At 56.6% G+C, this 20,481-nt stretch carries 22 protein-coding genes and 1 tRNA gene; 6 read left to right on the plus strand and 17 right to left on the minus strand.

Translation table 11 applies throughout. From position 1 onward, the window contains the following. Positions 1–106: 106 nt before the first annotated feature. Both HMPREF3158_RS00420 and HMPREF3158_RS00425 read right to left on the minus strand, forming a co-directional pair. Positions 107–769 carry an LGFP repeat-containing protein gene (locus HMPREF3158_RS00420; RefSeq protein WP_070496860.1) on the minus strand — a complete coding sequence of 221 codons (663 nt, stop codon included), beginning with the start codon at positions 767–769 and terminating at the stop codon, positions 107–109. A 129-nt stretch (positions 770–898) separates the two neighbouring features. After that, complete coding sequence (locus HMPREF3158_RS00425) at positions 899–1,693, minus strand: LysR family transcriptional regulator substrate-binding protein (protein ID WP_070496863.1); 795 nt, start codon at positions 1,691–1,693, stop codon at positions 899–901. A 101-nt stretch (positions 1,694–1,794) separates the two neighbouring features. On the opposite strand from HMPREF3158_RS00425, the gene HMPREF3158_RS00430 reads away from it, so the two are divergent. Then, positions 1,795–2,181: a DUF5997 family protein gene (locus HMPREF3158_RS00430; RefSeq protein ID WP_235591292.1), complete on the plus strand. Its 387-nt coding sequence runs from the start codon at positions 1,795–1,797 to the stop codon at positions 2,179–2,181. Positions 2,182–2,227: 46 nt separating this feature from the next. Here HMPREF3158_RS00430 and HMPREF3158_RS00435 read toward each other — a convergent pair whose 3' ends face one another. From HMPREF3158_RS00435 to glyA, 3 genes are read right to left on the minus strand one after another with little or no spacing between them, the layout of a single operon-like run. Beyond that, positions 2,228–2,911 carry an aminotransferase class IV gene (locus HMPREF3158_RS00435; protein WP_062035520.1) on the minus strand — a complete coding sequence of 228 codons (684 nt, stop codon included), beginning with the start codon at positions 2,909–2,911 and terminating at the stop codon, positions 2,228–2,230. Then, positions 2,898–4,850, minus strand: coding sequence for a chorismate-binding protein (locus HMPREF3158_RS00440; protein WP_062035521.1), 1,953 nt, complete (start codon positions 4,848–4,850; stop codon positions 2,898–2,900). Before HMPREF3158_RS00440 ends, HMPREF3158_RS00435 begins: the two co-directional genes overlap by 14 nt. A 48-nt stretch (positions 4,851–4,898) precedes the next feature. Further along, complete coding sequence (glyA, locus tag HMPREF3158_RS00445) at positions 4,899–6,200, minus strand: serine hydroxymethyltransferase (RefSeq protein ID WP_061921596.1); 1,302 nt, start codon at positions 6,198–6,200, stop codon at positions 4,899–4,901. 148 nt (positions 6,201–6,348) lie between these two features. Between glyA and coaA the strand changes: the two genes are divergently transcribed. Further along, positions 6,349–7,275: a type I pantothenate kinase gene (coaA, locus tag HMPREF3158_RS00450; protein ID WP_062035522.1), complete on the plus strand. Its 927-nt coding sequence runs from the start codon at positions 6,349–6,351 to the stop codon at positions 7,273–7,275. 32 nt (positions 7,276–7,307) lie between these two features. Here the strand turns inward: coaA and HMPREF3158_RS00455 are convergent, their stop codons facing one another. From HMPREF3158_RS00455 to mca, 3 genes are read right to left on the minus strand one after another with little or no spacing between them, the layout of a single operon-like run. Beyond that, positions 7,308–8,078, minus strand: coding sequence for an isoprenyl transferase (locus tag HMPREF3158_RS00455; RefSeq protein WP_062035523.1), 771 nt, complete (start codon positions 8,076–8,078; stop codon positions 7,308–7,310). 49 nt (positions 8,079–8,127) lie between these two features. Continuing rightward, positions 8,128–8,442, minus strand: coding sequence for a hypothetical protein (locus tag HMPREF3158_RS00460; protein ID WP_061921590.1), 315 nt, complete (start codon positions 8,440–8,442; stop codon positions 8,128–8,130). A 4-nt stretch (positions 8,443–8,446) separates the two neighbouring features. Further along, a complete protein-coding gene (gene mca, locus HMPREF3158_RS00465; RefSeq protein ID WP_062035525.1) occupies positions 8,447–9,340 on the minus strand; it encodes a mycothiol conjugate amidase Mca in 894 nt (297 codons plus the stop codon). A gap of 94 nt (positions 9,341–9,434) precedes the next feature. On the opposite strand from mca, the gene HMPREF3158_RS00470 reads away from it, so the two are divergent. The 3 genes from HMPREF3158_RS00470 (at position 9,435) to HMPREF3158_RS00480 (ending at position 11,041) form a co-directional block, all read left to right on the plus strand. Continuing rightward, complete coding sequence (locus tag HMPREF3158_RS00470; RefSeq protein ID WP_062035526.1) at positions 9,435–9,920, plus strand: DUF4307 domain-containing protein; 486 nt, start codon at positions 9,435–9,437, stop codon at positions 9,918–9,920. 264 nt (positions 9,921–10,184) lie between these two features. Beyond that, positions 10,185–10,706 carry a transcription elongation factor GreA gene (gene greA, locus HMPREF3158_RS00475; RefSeq protein WP_061921580.1) on the plus strand — a complete coding sequence of 174 codons (522 nt, stop codon included), beginning with the start codon at positions 10,185–10,187 and terminating at the stop codon, positions 10,704–10,706. Between the two features lie 44 nt (positions 10,707–10,750). After that, positions 10,751–11,041: a hypothetical protein gene (locus HMPREF3158_RS00480; protein ID WP_062035527.1), complete on the plus strand. Its 291-nt coding sequence runs from the start codon at positions 10,751–10,753 to the stop codon at positions 11,039–11,041. Positions 11,042–11,144: 103 nt separating this feature from the next. Here HMPREF3158_RS00480 and HMPREF3158_RS00485 read toward each other — a convergent pair whose 3' ends face one another. From HMPREF3158_RS00485 to HMPREF3158_RS00500, 4 genes are all read right to left on the minus strand, one after another. Further along, positions 11,145–12,893 carry a hypothetical protein gene (locus tag HMPREF3158_RS00485; RefSeq protein ID WP_235591293.1) on the minus strand — a complete coding sequence of 583 codons (1,749 nt, stop codon included), beginning with the start codon at positions 12,891–12,893 and terminating at the stop codon, positions 11,145–11,147. Between the two features lie 135 nt (positions 12,894–13,028). Then, a complete protein-coding gene (locus tag HMPREF3158_RS00490) occupies positions 13,029–13,751 on the minus strand; it encodes a DUF3558 family protein (protein ID WP_062035528.1) in 723 nt (240 codons plus the stop codon). A gap of 399 nt (positions 13,752–14,150) precedes the next feature. Then, complete coding sequence (locus tag HMPREF3158_RS00495) at positions 14,151–14,978, minus strand: Bax inhibitor-1/YccA family protein (RefSeq protein WP_062035529.1); 828 nt, start codon at positions 14,976–14,978, stop codon at positions 14,151–14,153. Positions 14,979–15,210: 232 nt separating this feature from the next. Further along, complete coding sequence (locus HMPREF3158_RS00500; protein ID WP_062035530.1) at positions 15,211–15,585, minus strand: PH domain-containing protein; 375 nt, start codon at positions 15,583–15,585, stop codon at positions 15,211–15,213. Between the two features lie 569 nt (positions 15,586–16,154). Between HMPREF3158_RS00500 and HMPREF3158_RS13255 the strand changes: the two genes are divergently transcribed. Then, positions 16,155–16,277 (plus strand): hypothetical protein, encoded by a 123-nt coding sequence (locus HMPREF3158_RS13255; protein WP_256366452.1) that lies wholly within the window; start codon positions 16,155–16,157, stop codon positions 16,275–16,277. Between the two features lie 263 nt (positions 16,278–16,540). Here the strand turns inward: HMPREF3158_RS13255 and HMPREF3158_RS00505 are convergent. The 5 genes from HMPREF3158_RS00505 to eno all read right to left on the minus strand — a co-directional run bounded on the left by HMPREF3158_RS00505 (position 16,541) and on the right by eno (position 20,372). Then, positions 16,541–16,614 (minus strand) — tRNA-Leu (locus tag HMPREF3158_RS00505). 69 nt (positions 16,615–16,683) lie between these two features. After that, the gene (locus HMPREF3158_RS00510) at positions 16,684–17,640 is read right to left on the minus strand and encodes a Ppx/GppA phosphatase family protein (RefSeq protein WP_062035531.1); all 957 of its coding nucleotides are present in this window, start codon (positions 17,638–17,640) and stop codon (positions 16,684–16,686) included. Between the two features lie 40 nt (positions 17,641–17,680). Continuing rightward, positions 17,681–18,229 carry a DUF501 domain-containing protein gene (locus HMPREF3158_RS00515; RefSeq protein WP_062035532.1) on the minus strand — a complete coding sequence of 183 codons (549 nt, stop codon included), beginning with the start codon at positions 18,227–18,229 and terminating at the stop codon, positions 17,681–17,683. 93 nt (positions 18,230–18,322) lie between these two features. Continuing rightward, on the minus strand, positions 18,323–18,916 hold the full coding sequence (locus tag HMPREF3158_RS00520; RefSeq protein WP_070496865.1) for a septum formation initiator family protein: 594 nt from the start codon (positions 18,914–18,916) through the stop codon (positions 18,323–18,325). 178 nt (positions 18,917–19,094) lie between these two features. After that, positions 19,095–20,372, minus strand: coding sequence for a phosphopyruvate hydratase (eno, locus tag HMPREF3158_RS00525; protein ID WP_070496868.1), 1,278 nt, complete (start codon positions 20,370–20,372; stop codon positions 19,095–19,097). Positions 20,373–20,481: the final 109 nt, after the last annotated feature.

Here is a 20,481-nt window from a genome sequence, read left to right on the forward strand (position 1 = left end):
ATGCCAGCCAAAAGCTCGTGAATTGGTACTGCAACCATGAGGACCACCAGTGATCACAAAAGCCGGCTAGGTAGAAACCTAGCCGGCTTTATTAAATTAGCGAGATTTACTCAACGGTAGCCTCGTACTTACCGGACTCACCCTTCATCCACTTGATGGTGCCGTTGGTGAACTCCTGAACCCAGCCGTTACCTTCAGCCTGCTCTGGAGCGGTAGGCAGGCCAACCTTGTTTGCCAGGCCGCCCTCGCCCTTCCAGGTCTCAGCGATCTTGCCGATGATTGGTTGTGCGCCGGACTCCTCGTTGAAGGCAATCAGCTTGTCCTCAGCGAAGGTAGCCAGGGAACCATTCTCGGAGTTTTCTACATCCTGAACGTCGCCCCACTCAGCGGACTTCTCATCGATTGCGGAAGCCAGAGCGGCCGGAACCTCAACCTCGCCAGCCGGGGTGTTGATCTTCTTCATCTCACCGGAAGCTGCGCCTTCCTTGGAATCATCGGAGCTCATCTTGTCGGAAGCATCAGCGGAAGTATCGCCGGCCTTGTCCTTGGCATCGTTGGCAGCGTCGCCAGCTTTGTCGGTAGCCTCGCCGGCCTTATCCTTGGCGTCCTTAGCAGCGTCACCGGCCTTGTCGGTTGCCTGGCTTGCTGCGTCCTTTGCGGCATCGCCAGCGTTGTTTGCTGCATCCTCAGCGTCGGAGCAAGCAACAACTGCCAGGGACAGGGAAGCTGCGGTCAGGCCAGCGGCGAAACGACGGGAAATCTTGTTCATGATTAGTAATCCTTTTCTAAAAATGTCAATTGCTTCTGCTGCTTCTGCCTTGCGGCAACTCAATCAACGCTATACACGGATCACTCACAGCAGCCACCCAGTTTTCAACAATTTAGGCGGAAAATATCCTTATTTGCGTCGTTTTCGCCGCTGAGAGGATTTCTTACTTTTTGGTAACGGATTGGTTTTTCGGCCTTGAACAGCCCGCTTGTTACCGGACCGTGACCTAGAACTTGTCGTTTTCTGGCCACTTTGCTGACCTTTTCCTTGGCCACCTTGGCCCTTGGCCGCGGCTTCCCGGCGCGCTTGCTTCGCTTTAGATTTCTCGCGGGCGCTAAGCTTCACGGCAGTACCGCGGGAGGAGTTTTTGGTTCGTCCTTTAGCTACCCCGACAAATGCTTGGATGTCCTCGCCATCGCGGTCCTTACGCCAGACCAAAGCAATGGCAGTGCGCGCCACTGTCGGATCGTTGAACGCCAAAGGCACTACTTGCTTTTTACTGAGCACCTTCAGCAATGGGCGCGGGGCAATGACAATACCCACGTTGGCGCCCACCACCTGAAGACCTGTACGCACTGCTTCGACGTCGACCTGGGCGTCGTCGCCAATGCGGTAGTTCAGATGCTCCTCAGAAACATCGGAGGGCTCAATCTCTTCGCCTACTTCTGCATAAACAGAATCCTTGGGAACGGCAATTCCCGGGGCTTCTTCATATAGACGCACTAGATGGAAGGAATCGTCGATGCGCGGATCCGCGCCCTCTGCGGGGATTCGGGCCAAGGCAAGGTCGGCTTCGCCTTCTAGCAAAGTTGCAAGAGCATCATCAGCGTCTAAAGTGACTAGCTCCCCATAATCCGGGTTGGAGCGGTATCGTTCAAACCATTTTCCTGGTTCGGTGCCCGTGGCAAAAACTAGTCGCAGCATGCAGCCAATAGTACTGTCTTGCTTGCTCAGTACTAGTTCCTGCACTTTATAGGCAGTGACACCTACCCTGCCGTGCTGCTACCGTAGGGAGAGTGAATGAGATGAATAAACAGCCTTCTGGCACCGCGATGCGTGCGCAAACCGCAGCGAAGAAGCTCGGCATCTACTTGCCCGCTACCCCGGAGGAATTCCAGAACTCCGCTGTCAGCCATACAGAGCTACGCGAGCTGCAAGACAACCCACCACAGTGGTTGGTCGACCTGCGCCTGAACGGCCCACACCCACGCCCCGTCGTGGCACAGAAGCTCGGTATCTCCGTTACTTCTCTAAAGAAGAACGAATTTGACCGCCCGATGACCACTCCAGAGATCAAGGAACTCTTGGTAGAAATGCCGGAGTGGCTGGCTGCTGCGCGCAAGGCACATGCCGAAAACCGTGACGGCAATGGGCAGCCTGCCTCTGAAGACTCTCCTGCTAACGAGTCTTAAATCTTAAAGGCCCTAGCGTCAACGCAGAACCAAGGGCTGAGAAAATCTAGGAATAGTCTTCTGCCAGTGGCACGGCGGACTGCCACAACTGTTCGTTGAGCTCCGCAGCGCTTTGACATTGTTTGCCCAATGCTGGGTGCTCTGCTCCGGCAAGCGTTTTACCACCGATGAGCCACTTCGTTACCGGCGTCCAACCATGCAGTGCGCTGGCACACCAGGCTGGCAGCTGAGGAGCTTCCTCCACGGTAAGTTCCGCTCGGCGCGGTTTAACAATAAGCCCCGCCTCGACGGTGGCGCGCACCGTGGTCGAGAGCAAAACAGAACCATGTGGGCCTATCACGAGACCCTTCTCATCTTTGAACACGATTGCCGCATTTGCGGCCTCATGGACAACCCCACTGGCCGAAAACAAAACCGCATCATCCGCACCATGGTCGCGGGCCTGTTGTCTTAGCTTCGCGAGCTTAGGCAAATCCGGGCCTTTAAGCAATGGATGCTCCCGCGGATCCACAGTCTCTGGAACCCACAACGTCGAGTGGGTGCGCAGCGTCGGGGCTAGACGCCATTCCACAGCATTTTCTGTAATTCGCGGAAACCATTGCCCCTCCCGCGGGATTTCGCCGAGTACTGGATAGCCATCGCCGAAGCGTTTGCGGTGGAGGTCCGGGCGGATAGCGCGCCCTTCACGGACCAGAAAAGAATCCACCAGGCGGAAATCAACGTGATTCATCTAAGGTCTCCGAGCTTTCAGCATGTGGTTCCTTCCGCGCGTGAAGATCGCTTGGAGCCATGCCCAATTGATTAAACAGCGGACGCGCTTTGACCATGGTTTCTTCCCACTCCGCGGAAGGCTCGCTTACAGCCAGCACTGCCCCGCCCACACCGTAATAAGCGCCGCGTTCGTTGCTGACCACTGAGCGAATCACCATGGAAAAATCCGCCGTACCGGTCGGCGAAAGGTAGCCAAAGGCGCCAGAGTAGACGCCGCGCCAGGTGTCCTCGATCTCATCAATTATCTGCATCGTGCGTTCTTTAGGCGCGCCGGTCATGGAACCGCCGGGAAACGCGGCCTCAATCGCATCTATGGGGCTAGACTGCTGCTTCAGTCGCCCGGTTACCTCACACATGAGTTGATGCACCGTGGAATAAGAGTGCACCTGAAAACCATGGGGCACCCGCACATCGTCGCAGGCGCGGGCTATGTCGTGGCGGACCATGTCCACCACCATGAGCAGTTCCGACGTGGTCTTTTCGCCCCGGAGACTACGCGCATTCGCCGCATCTATTTCTGGGTCCGTATCGCGCGGGCTCGTTCCTTTAATTGGCGTCGAGGAAACGTTTCGCCATGCGTCAATGCTTAAGAATTGCTCCGGCGACGTCGATAGCAGCGCGTTGCCGGCAAACCCCAGGAAGCCGGTGCGCTTGCTCGGATTAGCCGCGCGCAGTTGGAGGAAGGTCTCCAAGGGATTTGGCACAGGCTCCAACTCAATGCGATTGGTCAGACACACCTCATAAGACTCGCCGCGCACCATATAGTCCTGAGCGGCAGCGATACGTTCTAGATATTCTTGCTCGCCGTGAACCAGCCGGCCAGGACTTTGCCACGGAGCTTGCGGTGCCGAATCCATGGCAAGCTTAAGCTGCCACTTACTGTCGTCGGCGAAGCTTAAGAGATAAGTTCTGCGCTGTTCATGGTCCACCACTATCGCCCGGTCGCAGAAAATAAACTCTGCGTCTGGCCCCGGTGACCTATGCCTTTGGAACTGAGCAAAGCGCTGCTTTTCGACGCCGACTTCATAGCCAAGGTAGCCCACCCACCCTAAGGCGAAGTCGCAACCAGGAATCGGAGCGCCAACGCGCGCGGGGAGAACGTGGCGTTCATACTCGCGTTTAGCCACTTCGAAGAATTCCTGGCCCGGCTGGCAGCTATAGCTGAGATGCCGGGACCTGTGACCAGAGTCATCGCCAAGAATGCTAAAGCGGCCAAAGTCGAGCCAAAAGGCATTTCCGGTCAGCGCACGAGCTGCATCTTCGAGTGAGACTTCTATATCCACAGTGCGTACGCAGAAATACTGCTGTGCGTAATAGCGTCTGGCGAGGCCGAGGAAATTCTCGATGAGCTGCGGGCCAGAGTCAGTAAGCAGTGACTCCGGGTGGAATTGCACGCCCCACTGGGGTTTTGTGCGGTGCGCGATGGCCATTGTGAGCGTCGTGCCAAAAGTGTCGGCGCAGGTGGCGGTCACATCGAAGCATTCGGGAACACGGTGGGCCACCAGCGAGTGGTAACGCACCACACGATGTGGGCTGGCAAGGCCTTCGAAGAGCCCAGAGCCATCGTGGTCTACTTCAGTAACAATACCGTGTGCCGGGGCGGAAGCCAGGCCCACTTCCCCACCTTCAAGGTGCACCATAGCTTGCATGCCAAGGCACACGCCGAGGATTGGGCCGGTGAATTCACGCAGCACATTGGCACTAATTCCCAAGTCGGCCGGATTGGCCGGGCTACCAGGCCCGGGCGAGATGATAGCGGCGTCGTAAAGCGCCAGATCAATGCGAGCCCACGGGATGTCATTCGGGACAACCGTGGGCTCACACCCGGTTACCCGCCGAACGTAGTCCACGAGGTTGAAGGTAAAAGAATCGTGGTTATCTACGATCAGCAGGTTCATAACCGGAATTTTATAGGCAGCAGATGCGCGGGGTAGCGCTTGGCTGTCTTAAACCATCTTCCAATCCTCAAGACCGTCGTAGAGCGGGTACTGCTCAGCGATCTTGGAAACGCGACCGCGCAGGGACTCAACATCAGCGTTCTTGCCCTGTGCGAGTGCGGTACCGATGATGTCAGCGACCTCTTCGAAGGCTGCTGCATCGAGGCCACGGGTGGCCAGCGCAGGGGTTCCGATACGCAGGCCGGAGGTGACCATCGGTGGGCGTGGATCGTTTGGCACAGCGTTGCGGTTGACGGTGATGCCAACCTCGTGCAGCAGATCCTCAGCCTGCTGGCCATCGAGCTCAGAGTTGCGCAGGTCTGCCAGAACCAGGTGGACATCGGTGCCGCCGGTCAGCACGTCAACGCCGGCTGCCTTGGCATCGGATGCGGTCAGGCGCTCAGCAAGGATGCGTGCGCCCTCGAGGGTGCGCTCCTGACGGTTCTTGAACTCCTCCGAAGCTGCAATCTTCAAAGCGATTGCCTTTGCAGCGATGACGTGCATCAGAGGGCCGCCCTGCTGACCTGGGAAGACGCTGGAGTTGAGCTTCTTAGCGTAGTCCTGCTTCGCCAGGATGAGGCCGGAGCGTGGGCCGCCCAGGGTCTTGTGAACCGTGGTGGAAACGACGTCAGCGTGCGGTACCGGAGAGGGATGCAGACCAGCAGCAACCAGACCTGCAAAGTGAGCCATATCGACCCACAGCTTTGCGCCGACCTCATCCGCGATGGAGCGGAAAGCAGCGAAGTCGAGAGTACGTGGGTACGCGGACCAACCGGCGATGATGACCTTCGGCTGCTCCTTGATAGCCTGCTCACGCAGCTTATCCATGTCGATACGCATGGTCTCTGGGTCGACCTCGTAAGCTGCGACGTCGTAAAGCTTGCCGGAGAAGTTCAGCTTCATGCCGTGGGTGAGGTGGCCGCCGTGCGCCAGGGACAGGCCCAGAATTTTATCGCCCGGCTCGGCGAGGCTGGACAGTACCGCAGCGTTAGCCTGAGCGCCGGAGTGTGGCTGCACGTTGGCGAAGTCAGCACCGAAGAGGCTCTTGGCACGCTCACGTGCCAGATCTTCGATGACATCAACGTGCTCGCAACCACCGTAGTAACGGCGACCCGGGTAGCCCTCTGCGTACTTGTTGGTCAGAACGGAGCCCTGTGCCTGCAGAACGGCACGCGGAACAAAGTTCTCAGAGGCGATCATCTCGAGAGTCTCGCGCTGGCGGGCGATTTCGCCGTTGATGGCGTTAAAAACGTCCGGATCCAGCTCGCGCATCTCCTGATAGCGCACGTCTGCGGAATTATTGGCAGTCATGGAAGCGTTGATTCCCTTCTCGGTTGCTTAACTGGTCGTTTCAAACCTGCCCTACATATTAACTGCCACGCCCCCACGCGGGGGACGAAAGTACCATTTCATCCCCCAAGGTTTTCCCCAGAAAGAAATAAGGTGCGACAATGTGGCCATGGCGCGTGCAACCGATTCCAGTCCATACCTTGACTTCGACCGTGAAACCTGGCGCCAAAGGCGCTTGTCGATGCCCCAGGTTCTCACCGCTGCAGAAGTCGAGGCGCTTCGTGGTATCGGTGATCGCATCGACCTAGACGAGGTCGCTGACGTTTACTTGCCGTTATCGCGTCTTATCCATCTGCAGGTAGCAGCCCGCCAGGAGCTCACGGCTGCTACGGAGGAATTCCTGGGAAACAGCGCAAACCACGTGCCCTTCGTCATCGGTGTCGCAGGCTCCGTTGCGGTGGGTAAGTCCACCACTGCCCGCGTTCTGCAGCTGCTTCTGCAGCGCTGGGAGACCCACCCAAAAGTAGATCTAGTGACCACTGACGGATTCTTGTATCCGGCAAAGGTGCTCCATGAGCGCGGATTGATGCAGCGCAAAGGTTTTCCGGAATCCTACGACCGGCGCAAGCTCATGCGTTTTGTCACCGACGTGAAGTCAGGCAAAGCGGAAGTCAAAGCGCCGGTCTATTCGCATATTTCCTACGACATCCTGCCTGACGAACATCAGGTGGTGCAAAGGCCCGACATCCTTATCCTAGAGGGCCTAAACGTCCTCCAGACTGGGCCTACCCTAATGGTCTCTGACCTTTTCGACTTCTCGGTCTACGTCGATGCGCGCGTTGATGACATTGAGCATTGGTACATCGAGCGCTTCCTGCACCTGCGGCATACCGCCTTCCGTGAGCCGGGCGCGCACTTTGCTGCCTATGCAGAGATGAACGATACGGAAGCCCGCGCGCAGGCTCGCGAGATTTGGCAGTCCATCAACCTGCCCAACTTGGTGGAAAACATTTTGCCCACCAAGCCGCGCGCTTCCCTGGTTTTGCGCAAGGGTTCCCACCACTTGGTGGAAAAGGTACGCATGCGCAAGCTCTAGTAAACGGGGTTTCTAGGCGCGTAGATGAGGCCCTACTTGCCGAAGCGACGCGAACGCTGTGAGTAATCCCGCAGCGCGCGCAAGAAGTCCACGCGGCGGAAAGCCGGCCAATAGGTATCGGTGAACCAGATTTCGGAATACGCCGCCTGCCACAGCAAGAAGCCGGAAAGGCGCTGCTCACCGGAGGTACGGATGACAAGATCTGGGTCCGGAAGGCCCTTGGTATACAGGTGGCTCGTGATGGCCTCGGCGGTAACATTGCCCGCGATTTCCTCCGCGCTATGGCCTTTCCCGGCCTCATCACGGATAAGGTTTTGCACGGCGTCGACGATTTCCTGACGCCCGCCATAGCCGACGGCGATGTTAACGATGACGCCCTTATTACCCTCAGTTGCCTGCGCTGCAAGGCGCATGCGCTCGGTGACCTTAGCCGGTAGGAGATCCAGATGGCCGACCAAGCGAATCTGGCAGTCCAAGTCGCCCTTGGAAAGATGGGTGACAACGTCCGAGATGATGTCGAAGAGAAGCTGCACCTCTTGGGTGCTGCGCTTCAAGTTCTCCGTGGACAAAAGATAAATGGTGACGACCTCAATATCGGTGTCTTTGCACCATGAGATCATCTCGCTGATCTTCTTCGCACCTTGGCGGTGACCGTGGCTGATATCAGTGAATCCAGCCTCCCGCGCCCAGCGGCGGTTTCCGTCCGCCATGATGGCGACGTGCCGGGGCTGCGGGGTTCCCTTGATAGCGCGCGTGAGGCGAGCCTCATACAGGGGATAAAGCAACTGGCTGAGGAAGTTCACGGTTAGTCCTTAAAACACAATCCAAGACGAGGGACAGGCCGCAATTGACCTACAAGAAGGAGCGCTTGCTCTGGTCGAAGATGCCTGCTTCCTTCATCGCGGCGTCGACAGCCTGGTCATCGAAAGGGTCGATGCCGTGGTCTTGGGCGAACATGGTGCGACGACGAAAGCGCGAGTAACGACGGTGGAAATTCCACCCCGCAAACAAGACGGCTGCACCCATCAACGCCAAGATGAGAAGGCCAATTGGCGAGGCCTTGCCAAACTCAGGCCCCATCGGGCCTTCCTGGGCACCCTGGGCTAGGTAGTTAACTTGTGCGTGGACGTCACCTGCTGCAAGAATCAGCGAATCAAATGCGCTCATGCTTCTAAGACTCCCCTACTTCGGCAATTCCTGCAAATAAATCCGACTCCGGCAGCTCAGTAGCAACGCGGGTCTGCGCGAGCTCGAACTCCTCGGTGGGCCATAGGCGCTGCTGTACATCGACGTTCGTCGCCAAGAATGCTCCTGCCGGATCAATCTGGGTGGCATGCGCGCGCAGGGCATCCTCGCGATTTTGGAAGTAGTCTGCGCACTCTACCTGCGTGGTAACGCGCGCCATGATGTCCCCAAAGGCCGTATCCCAGCGCGCCAGCATCGGGCCATAGGGGCTGGTCTTTCCCTCTTCTTCCAAAAGATCATGGAAGAGCTTCATGCGCTGGTAGACAAAGCCATGCGAGTAATAGAGCTTTTGCGGCGTATAAGGTTCGCCCAGTTCTGGGTGGTAGGAAGGATCTCCGGCCTTTTCCCAGGCGATGATGGAAGCTCGATGGACCATCAGGTGGTCTGGATGCGGATAGCCGCCGATCTCGTCATAAGTGACGATGACCTGGGGGCGGAACTCACGAATGGTTTTCACGAACTCTTGCGCTACTTCATCATCTGGAATAAGTGCGAAGCAACCTTCCGGCAGCAGATTCTTTAGATCCGGATCGAATGGATCACCGCCTGGCAGGCCGGAATCGACATGCCCCAGCCAGCGGTGCTCTACGCCCAAGGCTGCGGCGGCCTTCGCCATCTCTTCGCGGCGAATCTCGCCCATGTTTTCTTTCACACCCGGCTTATCCATCGCTGGGTTGATGACGTCACCGCGCTCGCCGCCGGTACAGGTCAGCACCAGAACCTCGGCACCTTCAGCCGCATATTTCGCAGTGGTTGCAGCGCCCTTGGAAGATTCGTCATCTGGGTGCGCGTGAATGGCTAGTAGGCGCTTGTCGCTCATAGTAGGGTTCATCTCCTCTAGCGCTGAATTTCGGAACAGAGGTCCATCCTAGTGGATAGTTTGAAAATCTTGACTGTTGGTTAGACTAAGATTCATGACTTCCGCCGGTACCCCTCGTTCAGGTGCTCGCTACGGTGCCCGCCCCACGGCAGACAGCTCTGCGAATAATACCTCGAGCATTACAAACAAAGCCATCGTTTTGGTCTTCGCCGCCATGTTTATTGCCGCGATTATCTATGGCGTGCAGTACTTCCAGAAACAGGAGAAGGTCAACGCGGACATCTCCTACGTCACCCACGAAGTTCTTTCCGACGATTCCACCCGTGTGTGGGCGGATGTCACCCGCAACCACATCGATGAAGACGCATACTGCATCGTGCAGGCCTTCGATTACTCCAAGGCAGAGGTCGGACGCCGTGAGTTCGCGGTCCCTGCCGGCGGCCCGAAAACCCAGCGCATTGCTGTCGACGTCCCCACTAATCACCGCGCAGTAGCCGGTGGCGTTTATGGTTGCTCGGGAAATATTCCTTCCTACTTGGATATGGAACACCCTGACTACGTTGAGCAATCCAGCAACTAAATAGATTTATCAATCTATATTGATCAAGGTGGGCACCGTCTTCTTGCTCGATATCTTGGCGATAGCCGCCCGCCCCGCAATTCGCCTGCGGATTCACCCCTTAAGTGCGGAGCCTTACGCACTAGTCGACGCCGTGGCAGGCGCAGCGCATGTGCTAGGATTTGTAGCGCTTAGGACAGGTCGCGGCTGCAAATCGCAGTTTTGGAGCTGACCTTATCCATATAATTTTCATTTCTTCACCCCCGCTTTACGGAAGGTTGCACTATGGCTGAGCAGCAGAAGCAATACATCACCCCGGAGACCAAGGCCAAGCTTGAAGCTGAGCTGCAGGCTCTCATCGACCACCGCCCGGTCGTTGCTGCCGAGATTAACGAGCGCCGCGAAGAGGGCGACCTGAAGGAGAACGCAGGCTACGACGCAGCCCGCGAGATGCAGGACCAGGAAGAGGCCCGCATCAAGCAAATCTCTGAGGTCCTGGCTAACTCCACCACTGAGCGCACTGCCGTTCAGGAGGGCGTTGCAACCGTCGGCTCCGTTGTCCACGTTTACTACAACGGCGACAAGGAAGATAAGGAAACCTTCCTTATCGGTACCCGCGCTGCCGCTTCCGATAACAAGGACCTGGAGACCTACTCTGAGCAGTCCCCGCTGGGCGCTGCACTGATTGGCGCCCAGGAGGGTGAGACCCGCGAGTACACCGCACCAAATGGCAAGACCATTTCGGTCACGGTGGAATCCGCAGCGCCGTATGATTCAGCTAAGGCCGCAACTCCGCGCGAGTCCTAATTTTCTTTTCTTTTATTTCAATTCATTCTGGAGAAAGAGCACCCATGAAGAAGTTCTCCCGCTTCGCAACTGCTGGTTTGGTTTTCGCTGCAGGCCTGTCCCTGGCAGCTTGCCACCCACCGAACCAGCAGGATTCCACCAGCGAGAAGATCGATAACGCCTCCACCTACACTGGCAAGGCTCCAAAGCCAGCTGAGTCCAGCTCCCAGTCCGAGGCTTCCGCTACCCAGGCTCCTGAGGCTGAGGCCACTGGTGCTGAGGCCGCCGGCTCCGAGGCTCCTGCCGCTGGCGATCCGAACGTAGTTGTTGAGACCCAGGTAGTTCCGGCTCAGTAAACGTCGCGGCTGATGCTGCGCACCAAGCAGCAGCTAGCAATCACTAGCAGTAAAGCGCCTAGGCATTCCACCTGGGCGCTTTACTCATTCTTCGACAATCGACTTAACTCTCTTCACGGGCCCACGCCCCAATGACACCCGGCAATGCTGCCGGCGGCTCGCCTAGGAGATCACGACGGTTGGGATCGCGTTCGACCTTGCTGGTCACCGATTTGATACGCCGATCTTGCCCGCCGCCCTGGCCGGTTCCTGCCATCAACGGCATCATTCGGCCACCCATCGCACCGCGTGTATTACCCGCACCCCGGGCCGAATTAACGCCCGCTGCAGCGGTACCTGCAGTATTACCCGGACCGCCTACTCCACCAGCACCCAATGCGCCTGTGCGTGCACTCGGCGCCGCGGTTGACCCTGCCGAGCCTGCCAGCCCAGCGCCGCCAATGCCTCCCGTGCCGCCAACTCCACCGGCGCTAAAAGCTCCGCCCGGTCCTACAGCGCCAAGACGTCCCGCTCCATGGCCACCTGCGTTAGATACTCCAAGGCCCAGCCCTTGTCCACGACCAAGGCTTTGCCCCTTCGCTGAAGCATTACCTGCAAGAGCCGGTGCGCCGCCAAGGGCTCCCATCATCGGACCAGTGCCTGCACCAGAACCCAGACCACCGGTAGCTCCCACACCTGCGGTCATAGTCGCTGGACTTAAGGTCGCACCGCTACCGGAAGCCAGCGATGGCGCCCCGCCAAGAGCACCCGCTCCTACACCAGGGCCCATGCCCATACCGGCGCCCGCACCTCCTGGCGCAACAGGAGCAAGATTGACACTTGCTCCCCTAGTGCCGACATCACCGGCAGCGATCGGGTTGAAGCCTCCCGCGCCTAGTTCCGCAAGTGTATTCCGACCATTGGTGACCAAGTCATTATTGAACTTCTGAATGTCAGCATCGCTCATGCCTAAGCCCTCAAGGCCTTCGACCTTGCCATTTACGATCCCGAAAGAACCCGGCCCCAATTCGCCCCGTGAGATCGCTTCAGCGATATGCTTCGGCCACGCTACGTTGGCAGTGCTATAACGCTGCCCGCTCCCGCTTACTCCGCCAAAGTTGGTGCTCACGTCGCCGCCGCCTGAAGGCGGCATCGTGGTCATCAGTGGATGCTGGAACGGCATCGCGGCGACCACTTGGGTTTGGAGTGCGCTTTGCATGAAGGCCAAACCTGCCTGCTCGGCGGCCTTGCGTGCTGCTGGATCAGGAATCGCCATCGCGGACATGGCCAAGCCCATCGCCTTCGGCTGGGAAGCCATCAGATTGGCTTGGAAGCCGAAAAGTTTCTGGCTCATCACCTCAGCATTAGCAATGAAGTGATTACCTGATTCCGCCACCATCCGAATTTTCTGGGCCGCGCGTGCAGTTGCCTCACTGTCATTTTCAGATTCCAGTGAAGAGGCCACCTCGTTCAACCCATCGACAATCGCCGCGACTTCAGAAGAAAGAAACCGCCACCGCGAATTGGTCTCCGAAACACTCCAGATCTTGGTATTCAACAAATCCATCGCCAGCCCGAACAAGTCAGAACCAACATTGACCACCGGCATCACGAAGCCAAAAGGGCTATAGCCCGGGTCAGGCTGATTCATCACCGGCATCGCCTCACCCGTTACCGAGCCACCTGCATCGGCGATGTCCAAACCACGACTATTAGCCAAGTCTTGAGATTCAAACCCTCGAGCTTCAGCTACCAACGTGTTAGACAACCATTCGATCTGTTCGTCGAAGCTACGCAGTGAATTGCTCGCTGAGCCTGGGTCCGTGGCAATCACCCGTTGATGAATTGTTCCAACGTCACCAACTCCGTTCACGCTCGAGAAACTACCGTCAATCGGAGAAATCGCTGTCCCAGCCGCTGATCGTAATCGTCGAGATAGATTGCCAACCTGCTCACTCACTCTGACGAAGTTATTCAATGAAATTTTCATTTTCCCCCCAATTTCAATCTAAGACAGACTAATTAATATCGATTCTGCTGAACTGCACTTTTCAGGCATCGGAGCTTTTAAGGCTTGATCCCCAAAGCTAACGCTCAAATCACCACGCACTGTTTCAACGTGGATTGCGCAATAGAGCTCGGTACCAAACTCATTTTCAAAACCAACTACAGGTAGTTTGGCGCCACGATAGATTTCTTTTCTACCTTCCGACGCTTCTACTTCTTTGAAAGAAAGTTCGCTCGAGGCTAAAGACACAACCGCGGGTTCGTCGCCTCCGTTGAACAAAAAGGAACAATGTTTGGAGTCGGGAAAGCTAAAGTCGCCTTCCAGACGTTCACCAAGACCAGCCTCCTTTAACTTCTCCTCTGGAATTTCTGTGCAAGGATCAAATAGATCGAAATCTGGGTCGGTGCGATCGAAACTGCCGAATGGCGGCAGAACGCCGTTCCCTTCCCCCTCTGCGGTGATGCTGGAATCCGCACCAGCATCACCGCTGTCGCTCGTGTCATTGGAATCCTTGAAGCCCCCATCCCCGGTAGCCTCCACAGCATCCCCCGGATTGTCGGCGTTTTCTGCCGCCTTGTCCATACTTGTGCCGTAGGTGTCCCCAGCCTCTTTTACGGTATCTGGTTGGTTTTCCTTCGCGCTCCATGGAGCAAGGTCTATAGCGCAGCCCGTCAGCACCCCCATGCTGACAATCAGCGCTACAACAATCCCCTGCTGCTTCATGACTACCCTTCATCAGACTTCAATGACGAGCCGGAGGCCGCTGTTGTGGCTGCTAGCCGCTGGCTGCCTCCCGAAAATAGGATGCACGAATCTGCGCAGCCTGTCGCGCCAAGATATGAATTGGGTCAAATTCGGGGCGTCTTCTACGGTATAAAGATGCCTTGCCTAAACCTCAAAATGGGAAAATATTTCCTGCTCAAATCATATGAAAAGGCTGTAAAAGAGTTGGAAGAACCATAAACTCTCAACCATTTATCGATTCCCCCATTTCTACACCCGAATTACAAAAGTGTGAGTTATCAAACTTAAGCCTCCAGTTGCGCAGAAAAGAACCCCCAGCCGCCAAGGACTCACCCTGGAGGCTGAGGGCTAAGTAAAGCTGTTTAATCCAGAACGTCGTTAGCGGTTCTGGAAGTAGGACAGCAGGCGCAGAATCTCGGTGTAGAGCCAGACCAGGGTCACGGTCAGGCCAAGGGCTACACCCCAAGCGGTCTTGCTCGGTGCACCCATGCGGATCAGACGATCAGCATGGTCGAAGTCCGTCAAGAAAGACATTGCAGCCAAGACAATGCAGACCAGGGAGAAGATGATGGAGATAATGCCACCATCGCGCAGCGGGTTGAAGTCGAAGAAAATTGCGGTCAGGAAGTTGCCCAGTGCCAGAACAGCCACACCTGCAATCAGACCAAACATAATCTTGTTGAACTTCGGAGTGACCTTAACGGCGCCAGTCTTGTAGACAACGAGCATGCCGATAAACACACCAACAGTGCCCATAATTGCCTGGCCGATCAGAGCCATGCCATCGGAGCCAGCAACATTGACACCAGCAAAAAGCAGCGAGAAACCGCCGACGAACAGTCCGTCGAGAAGCGCATAGGAGATGGTCAGAGGCGCAGAGCCAAACTTCTTACTGAAAGCTGCGATTAGGGTAACGACAAAGCTACCGATGCCGCCCACGATGGTCAGAATCAGCGAAAGACCGTAGCTCACCTGAACACCGATGAAGAAGTTGACGACGGCCATGACGATCAGCACAGCAAGCGTGATGCCCGTCTTCGTAACGACGTCGTCAACAGTCATCGGACGCTCGGCAGACTGGCCACTGCCCTGCTGATCAAACGGGTTTACGTTTTGGTTGGCAGCATACGGATTGTTTCCACCGTACTGCGAAGTCGAACCCTGACTCTTGGTCAGAGTGTTCATTACCGGATTGCTAGAACGCATTAAATTCCCGATTCCTTTCACTGGATTAGTCGCTGGGGTCAACGGGCCCAGCCTAACAGCATCAACTAACTGAGGGGCTGGAGGATTATTTGAAGATTTCACTAAGTGAAACGCTTTTGATTCGAATTAAGTTCCCGAAGCAAAGCCTTTCGCTGAACTATTTAAAAATCAGCTACCTTCGAAGCCCCCAGCGGCTATCTCTCCAGATGCGGTGGAATTTAGGCTCCTCCGCTTAATACGAGCTATTTAGAACGCAATGCGCAATTAGATTATCGATACGGCGGACATCAATCTTTTTGCCCAACTTAATCTTGAGATACCCCGCTCGCGTCCACAGCTCGACTTCCGCATTGAAATCAATTCTTCCCGCATTTTCAGTGGACCACATGTTGATAGCGGAGTAAGGAATTGAGTAGATTTCTACCTTCTTGCCGGTCAACCCCTGCGCATCGCGGATAATAAGGCGCTTTGAGGTAAAGATCGCAGAGTCACGGAAAGTCTTATACGCAGCATGCGGCTGTTCACCCGCAATCAGCAATTCCGTAACATCGTTTGGGATTGGGACTTCTTCAAAGAAAGTCCACTCAGTAATAGGAGCGGTCTCCATTTTCTTCCTTGCTTTTGAAAGGACCAATAATTTGTGAATCGGCGGAGCTATCCCCATAAGAGGTCACGTAACCGCCTCGTCTAACTCTAATAGCGGTTACATGACATTTTCCGAGAAAACTAGTTCACCCACCGCAATTTCGTTTCCATAGCGGCACACTTGTCCCGACGACGACAATCAGACAGCAAAAACCTATAAACGAGTCCAGCAATGCCGCGACTGACCATCGAAATTTCGAACCAGGCGATATGCGAAATCTTCTCAAAAGAAGATGATGCGCCATATATTTTTGGCCACTACTCCTCTTTCAGTGCCGCCAAAGTTTTCAATCGTTCTTGGCTACTAATCGTGACCGCTTCTCGCGGTCTCATTCGGGTTCACTCAAGGACTTGAGACCTTGGCTTTCTTTCTCACCGCTCTCCAAAGGAGTCTTGCAATGACTACTCCAACCACTGGTCCAGAAGACACTGGATTCCAGAACAGCCCTCAGATGGCGTGGCCAGCGCAAAGCGCGGCGACGCCTGCCGAGACTCCAAAAGGCCGCAACACTCGGCATCATCGCGGTAATCATGTTCATCGCAGTGATTGGCTCCAGCATCAATGAGGCAACCGGCGGCGACACCACTGTCTCCAACAATGCGGATGGCGAGTCCGCAGATGGCCATACCGTCACGGGTTTGAGTGAACCCTAGCTTTAGGCTCGGCCTTTCAAGGCCGGGCCTTTCGCGTTCTTTCTGGGCTTCTAGATGGCAAATCCGCTTGTTATGAGCCGCGACAACTGTAAAAGTCGCTGACAGCTGAGGAATGGAGTTTGTCATCTAGTTTTACCGTCTGGGTATGTGCCGTCAGCGGCCCTTGAGCGTGTGCCTGCAGCTGCCGCAAGCCCACGACCAAGGCATAAACAAAAGCCTCAAGACACCATCCAAAAGGAATGATGCCTCGAGACCTCACACGGTGCCCCCACTGGGACTCGAACCCAGACTGAATTGATTTTAAGTCAACTGCCTCTGCCGATTGGGCTATGGGGGCTTGGTGCGGTTCTATTTTAAGCCACCCCGTCAGCACTGCTGCGCAATAGGGTGGCTTCAGTGCGAATCGCTAGAGGTCAGCGGCGATGCCGGCGACGATTCCGTCGAGGATATCCTTCTCGCTGATAAAGAATGAAGAGGCGTCGCTGTTGCGCTCAATCATCTTGATGATGCCCTCGACAGCCACCGAGCCACCGCCGATTACGTCAGCGCGGCCTGGGTGGATGACTGGGTTGAGCGCACGGGTAGCCGAAGGCTTCCCCATCAGCTGGCGCGTGAGCACTCGCAGCGCATCAAAACGCAGCTCCGAGCCATGGATTGCATCGGGGTCATAGCTTTCCAGGCCTTGTGCCAAAGCAGACAGCGTGGTGAAGGTACCCGCGCAGCCAACGAAAGTCTTGGCCGAGGAAATCGGCACAATCTTTTCAACTTCCTGCATGCGCTCTTCCACGTAATCTTCCGCGATTTCGATCTCAGAATCCGTTGGAGGATCTGTGCGCATGATGCGCTCTGTCAGGCGCACGCAGCCCATCTGCGCGGAATGCGCGCCGAGAATGTCACCGTCGATAGTTCCGACGACGAATTCCGTCGAGCCGCCGCCTAAGTCGATAACGCAGTATGGCCCGCGCTCAGAACGCAGGTCCGCCACTGCCCCCTTGAAGGACAGCAGAGCTTCTTCTTCACCGGTGATGACCTCAGCCTTGGCACCGGATTCGATCTGGCCCAGCAGCTGCGCCGTCATTTCGAAGAACTCGTCCTGGTTCTTCGCATCGCGGGTAGCAGACGTTGCCACCATGCGTACGCGCTGAACCTTCTCAAACTTCATCTGCTTTACGTAGCCCTCCAGCGCCACGCGGGTGCGCTCAAGGGCCTCTGGTGCAAACTCGCCCGTGGCATCTACGCCCTGCCCCAGACGCACGATTTCCATGGTGCGGACGATATCGCGAATCTTGCCGTCAGCTTGTACTTCACTAATGAGCAGACGAATCGAGTTGGTGCCGCAATCCACCGCAGCGACGCGAGTCATGTAATACCTGCCTTCTTGGTCTCAGCCTTACCTGGAAATACTATTCAGCGTTAGAGAAATCGAACTGGCTCAGATCAATGCCCAGGTCGTTGACGCTCGGCCAGTCCTCCGGAATTGCGGTACCGCGCAAGCGACCATGGTCCGCAGCCATCGCCACCGCTTCGGTGCCTAGACGGAAATGCTGTGGTCCTTCAGCCAGCGCATAAGCAATCAGCACGTGCAGGCACTTCACGCGATCTGGCATACCCCCACCTGAGAAAGTGGTACCTAGGTCTTCAATAGCGTTGCGCTTTTCCAAGAAGTACTCATGGGCACGCTCGTAATCTTCTGCCAGCTCTTTATCTTCAGCTAGGCGGGCCTCCATCCACTTCATCACGTGCGCAACCTCAAGGCGGGAAGCCTCAGCGGTAAGACGTGGGTCGGTCAGATAGTACAACGTAGGAAATGGAGTTCCATCCGGTAGCTTCGGCGCCGTCTTCACCACAGCCGGCTGGCCATCTGGAGTGCGGTAAGCGATGTCGAGCACTCCGCGGGGCGCGCGGCCGAGTTGCTCTTTAACGATTTCTAGGTCTGCATCATTGACGGTCATGGCAGCTATTGTCTCATGCCGCAGCGCATTTGCGGTGCATAGGATTCACCGCGCCTTCATAAAGGCTTTTAGCCGGGCTAATTACGGTACGCGTTACTGGGCAGCTGGCGGGTTTTCAGGGCCCGCGCTTGGCGACGCCGGGGTTACCGGCAGGCTGCCCGGGTTTGCGTTGGTCGAGCCCGTGGCGCTGACGTCTTCATCTTCTGCGATGGAGCCCCACAGGATTTCGTACCACGGACGCTCATCGACGTCGTCAAGCTTGTTCGTGGTGACCGTGCTGTCCGGATTCATTCGGCGATCCATGATGCGATAAGCGGTCTCGCCCTCCGCGATGACGCCGAAGCGGCGGCGCGCTTCCTGCTCGAGGTAATCCTCCGACTTGTATTTATCGATCTCGTTGAGAAGCTCTTCTTTTTGGGCCTGCTTAGCAGCGATGGAATGTTGCAGGCGCGCAGTTTCAGAGCGTACGTGGTAGTAATTACGCAGCGGCACGGCGATGGTCAGCAACACGATGAGGACCACCACGAGGATGACGCTGAGACCAACAATGTCCATACGGCCCATGCGTTCGCCGCGTGCCTTCTGTGTTTTCTTGGCTTTGGCTGCAGCCTCTCGCTGGGTAGCAGCGCGCGAGACCACGGGGACGGTGGTCCGGGATTTCTTCGAAGTGTGGTTCTCGCGTGCCATAGGGTTTCTATCCTAGCGGCGCGAGCTTATTGAAACGGGTGACGCGCGTGTGAATGAAGTAAATTCTCACAAATTAAAAGGCCGCCTTCTCAAAGCCCCCGCCACCTACGTTTGAAAACCAAGGGTAGGTAGCGAGGGACCTTGAAGAGGCGACCTAACTAAAACCAGCGCGAGGGGTTTAGCCCTGGAAACGCGGGAACGCGGAGCGGCCTGCGTAGACTGCACCGGAGCCCAACTCCTGCTCGATGCGCAGCAGCTGGTTGTACTTAGCAACGCGCTCGGAACGAGCCGGGGCGCCGGTCTTGATCTGGCCACAGTTCAGAGCAACTGCGAGGTCAGCGATGGTGGTGTCCTCGGTCTCGCCGGAGCGGTGGGACATCATGGTGCGGTAGCCGTTGCGGTGCGCGAGCTCGACTGCGTCGAAGGTCTCGGTCAAGGTGCCGATCTGGTTGACCTTAACGAGCAGTGCGTTAGCAGCCTTCTTCTCGATGCCCTCGGCCAGGCGTACCGGGTTGGTGACGAAGAAGTCGTCGCCAACAATCTGAACCTTGTCACCGATGGTCTCGGTGAGCTTGGTGTAGCCCTCCCAGTCATCTTCCTGCAGCGGATCCTCGATGGAGACGATTGGGTATTCCGAGATGAGTTCCTCGTAGACCTTGGCCATCTCCTCGGCGGTGTGCTCGCCGCCTTCGAAGTGGTACTTGCCATCCTTGAAGAACTCAGAGGAAGCAACGTCAAGAGCCAGGGCGATATCCTTGCCTGGCTCGAAGCCAGCCTTCTTGATTGCCTCGACGATAAGATCGAGTGCAGCCTTGGTGGACTCAGCCTCTGGAGCGAAGCCGCCCTCGTCGCCCAGGCCGGTGGATAGGCCCTTGGACTTAATAACGGACTTCAGGGAGTGGTAAACCTCAGCACCCATGCGCAGTGCCTCAGCGAAGGACTCGGCGCCAATAGGAGCAATCATGAACTCCTGTACGTCAACACCGGAGTCAGCATGTGCGCCGCCGTTGACAATGTTCATCATCGGAACCGGCAGGACGTGTGCGTTCGGGCCGCCGATGTAGCGGTAGAGCGGCAGGCCAGCGGACTCTGCAGCCGCCTTCGCGGTAGCGATGGAAACACCGAGGATTGCGTTTGCACCAAGGCGGGACTTGTTTTCGGTTCCATCGAGCGCAATAAGCGCCTGGTCGAGCAGGCGCTGATCGTCTGCCTCGAAGCCGGCGATCTCATCGACGATTTCCTCATTGATGTTTTCAACGGCCTTGAGAACGCCCTTGCCCAGGTAGCGGTCACCACCATCGCGAAGCTCATGAGCCTCGTGCACACCGGTGGAAGCACCGGAAGGGACGCCGGCTACGCCGCGTGCTCCGTCATCAAGGAAAACCTCGGCCTCGACGGTCGGGTTACCGCGAGAATCAAGAATCTCTCGAGCAAATACGTGGATGATGTCAGCCATGCTGCTTTCACTCCTATTGAGCCAAATTGATTTGATATGAGATTCGGGTTCCTTGCCCCAAATCACCTGAAGACAATTGTTCCAGAAAACTTCGGACGGTGTCGGGCAC

It is taken from the genome of Corynebacterium sp. HMSC06G04, from assembly GCF_001807365.1.
GTDB classification, from domain to species: Bacteria; Actinomycetota; Actinomycetes; order Mycobacteriales; family Mycobacteriaceae; genus Corynebacterium; species Corynebacterium simulans.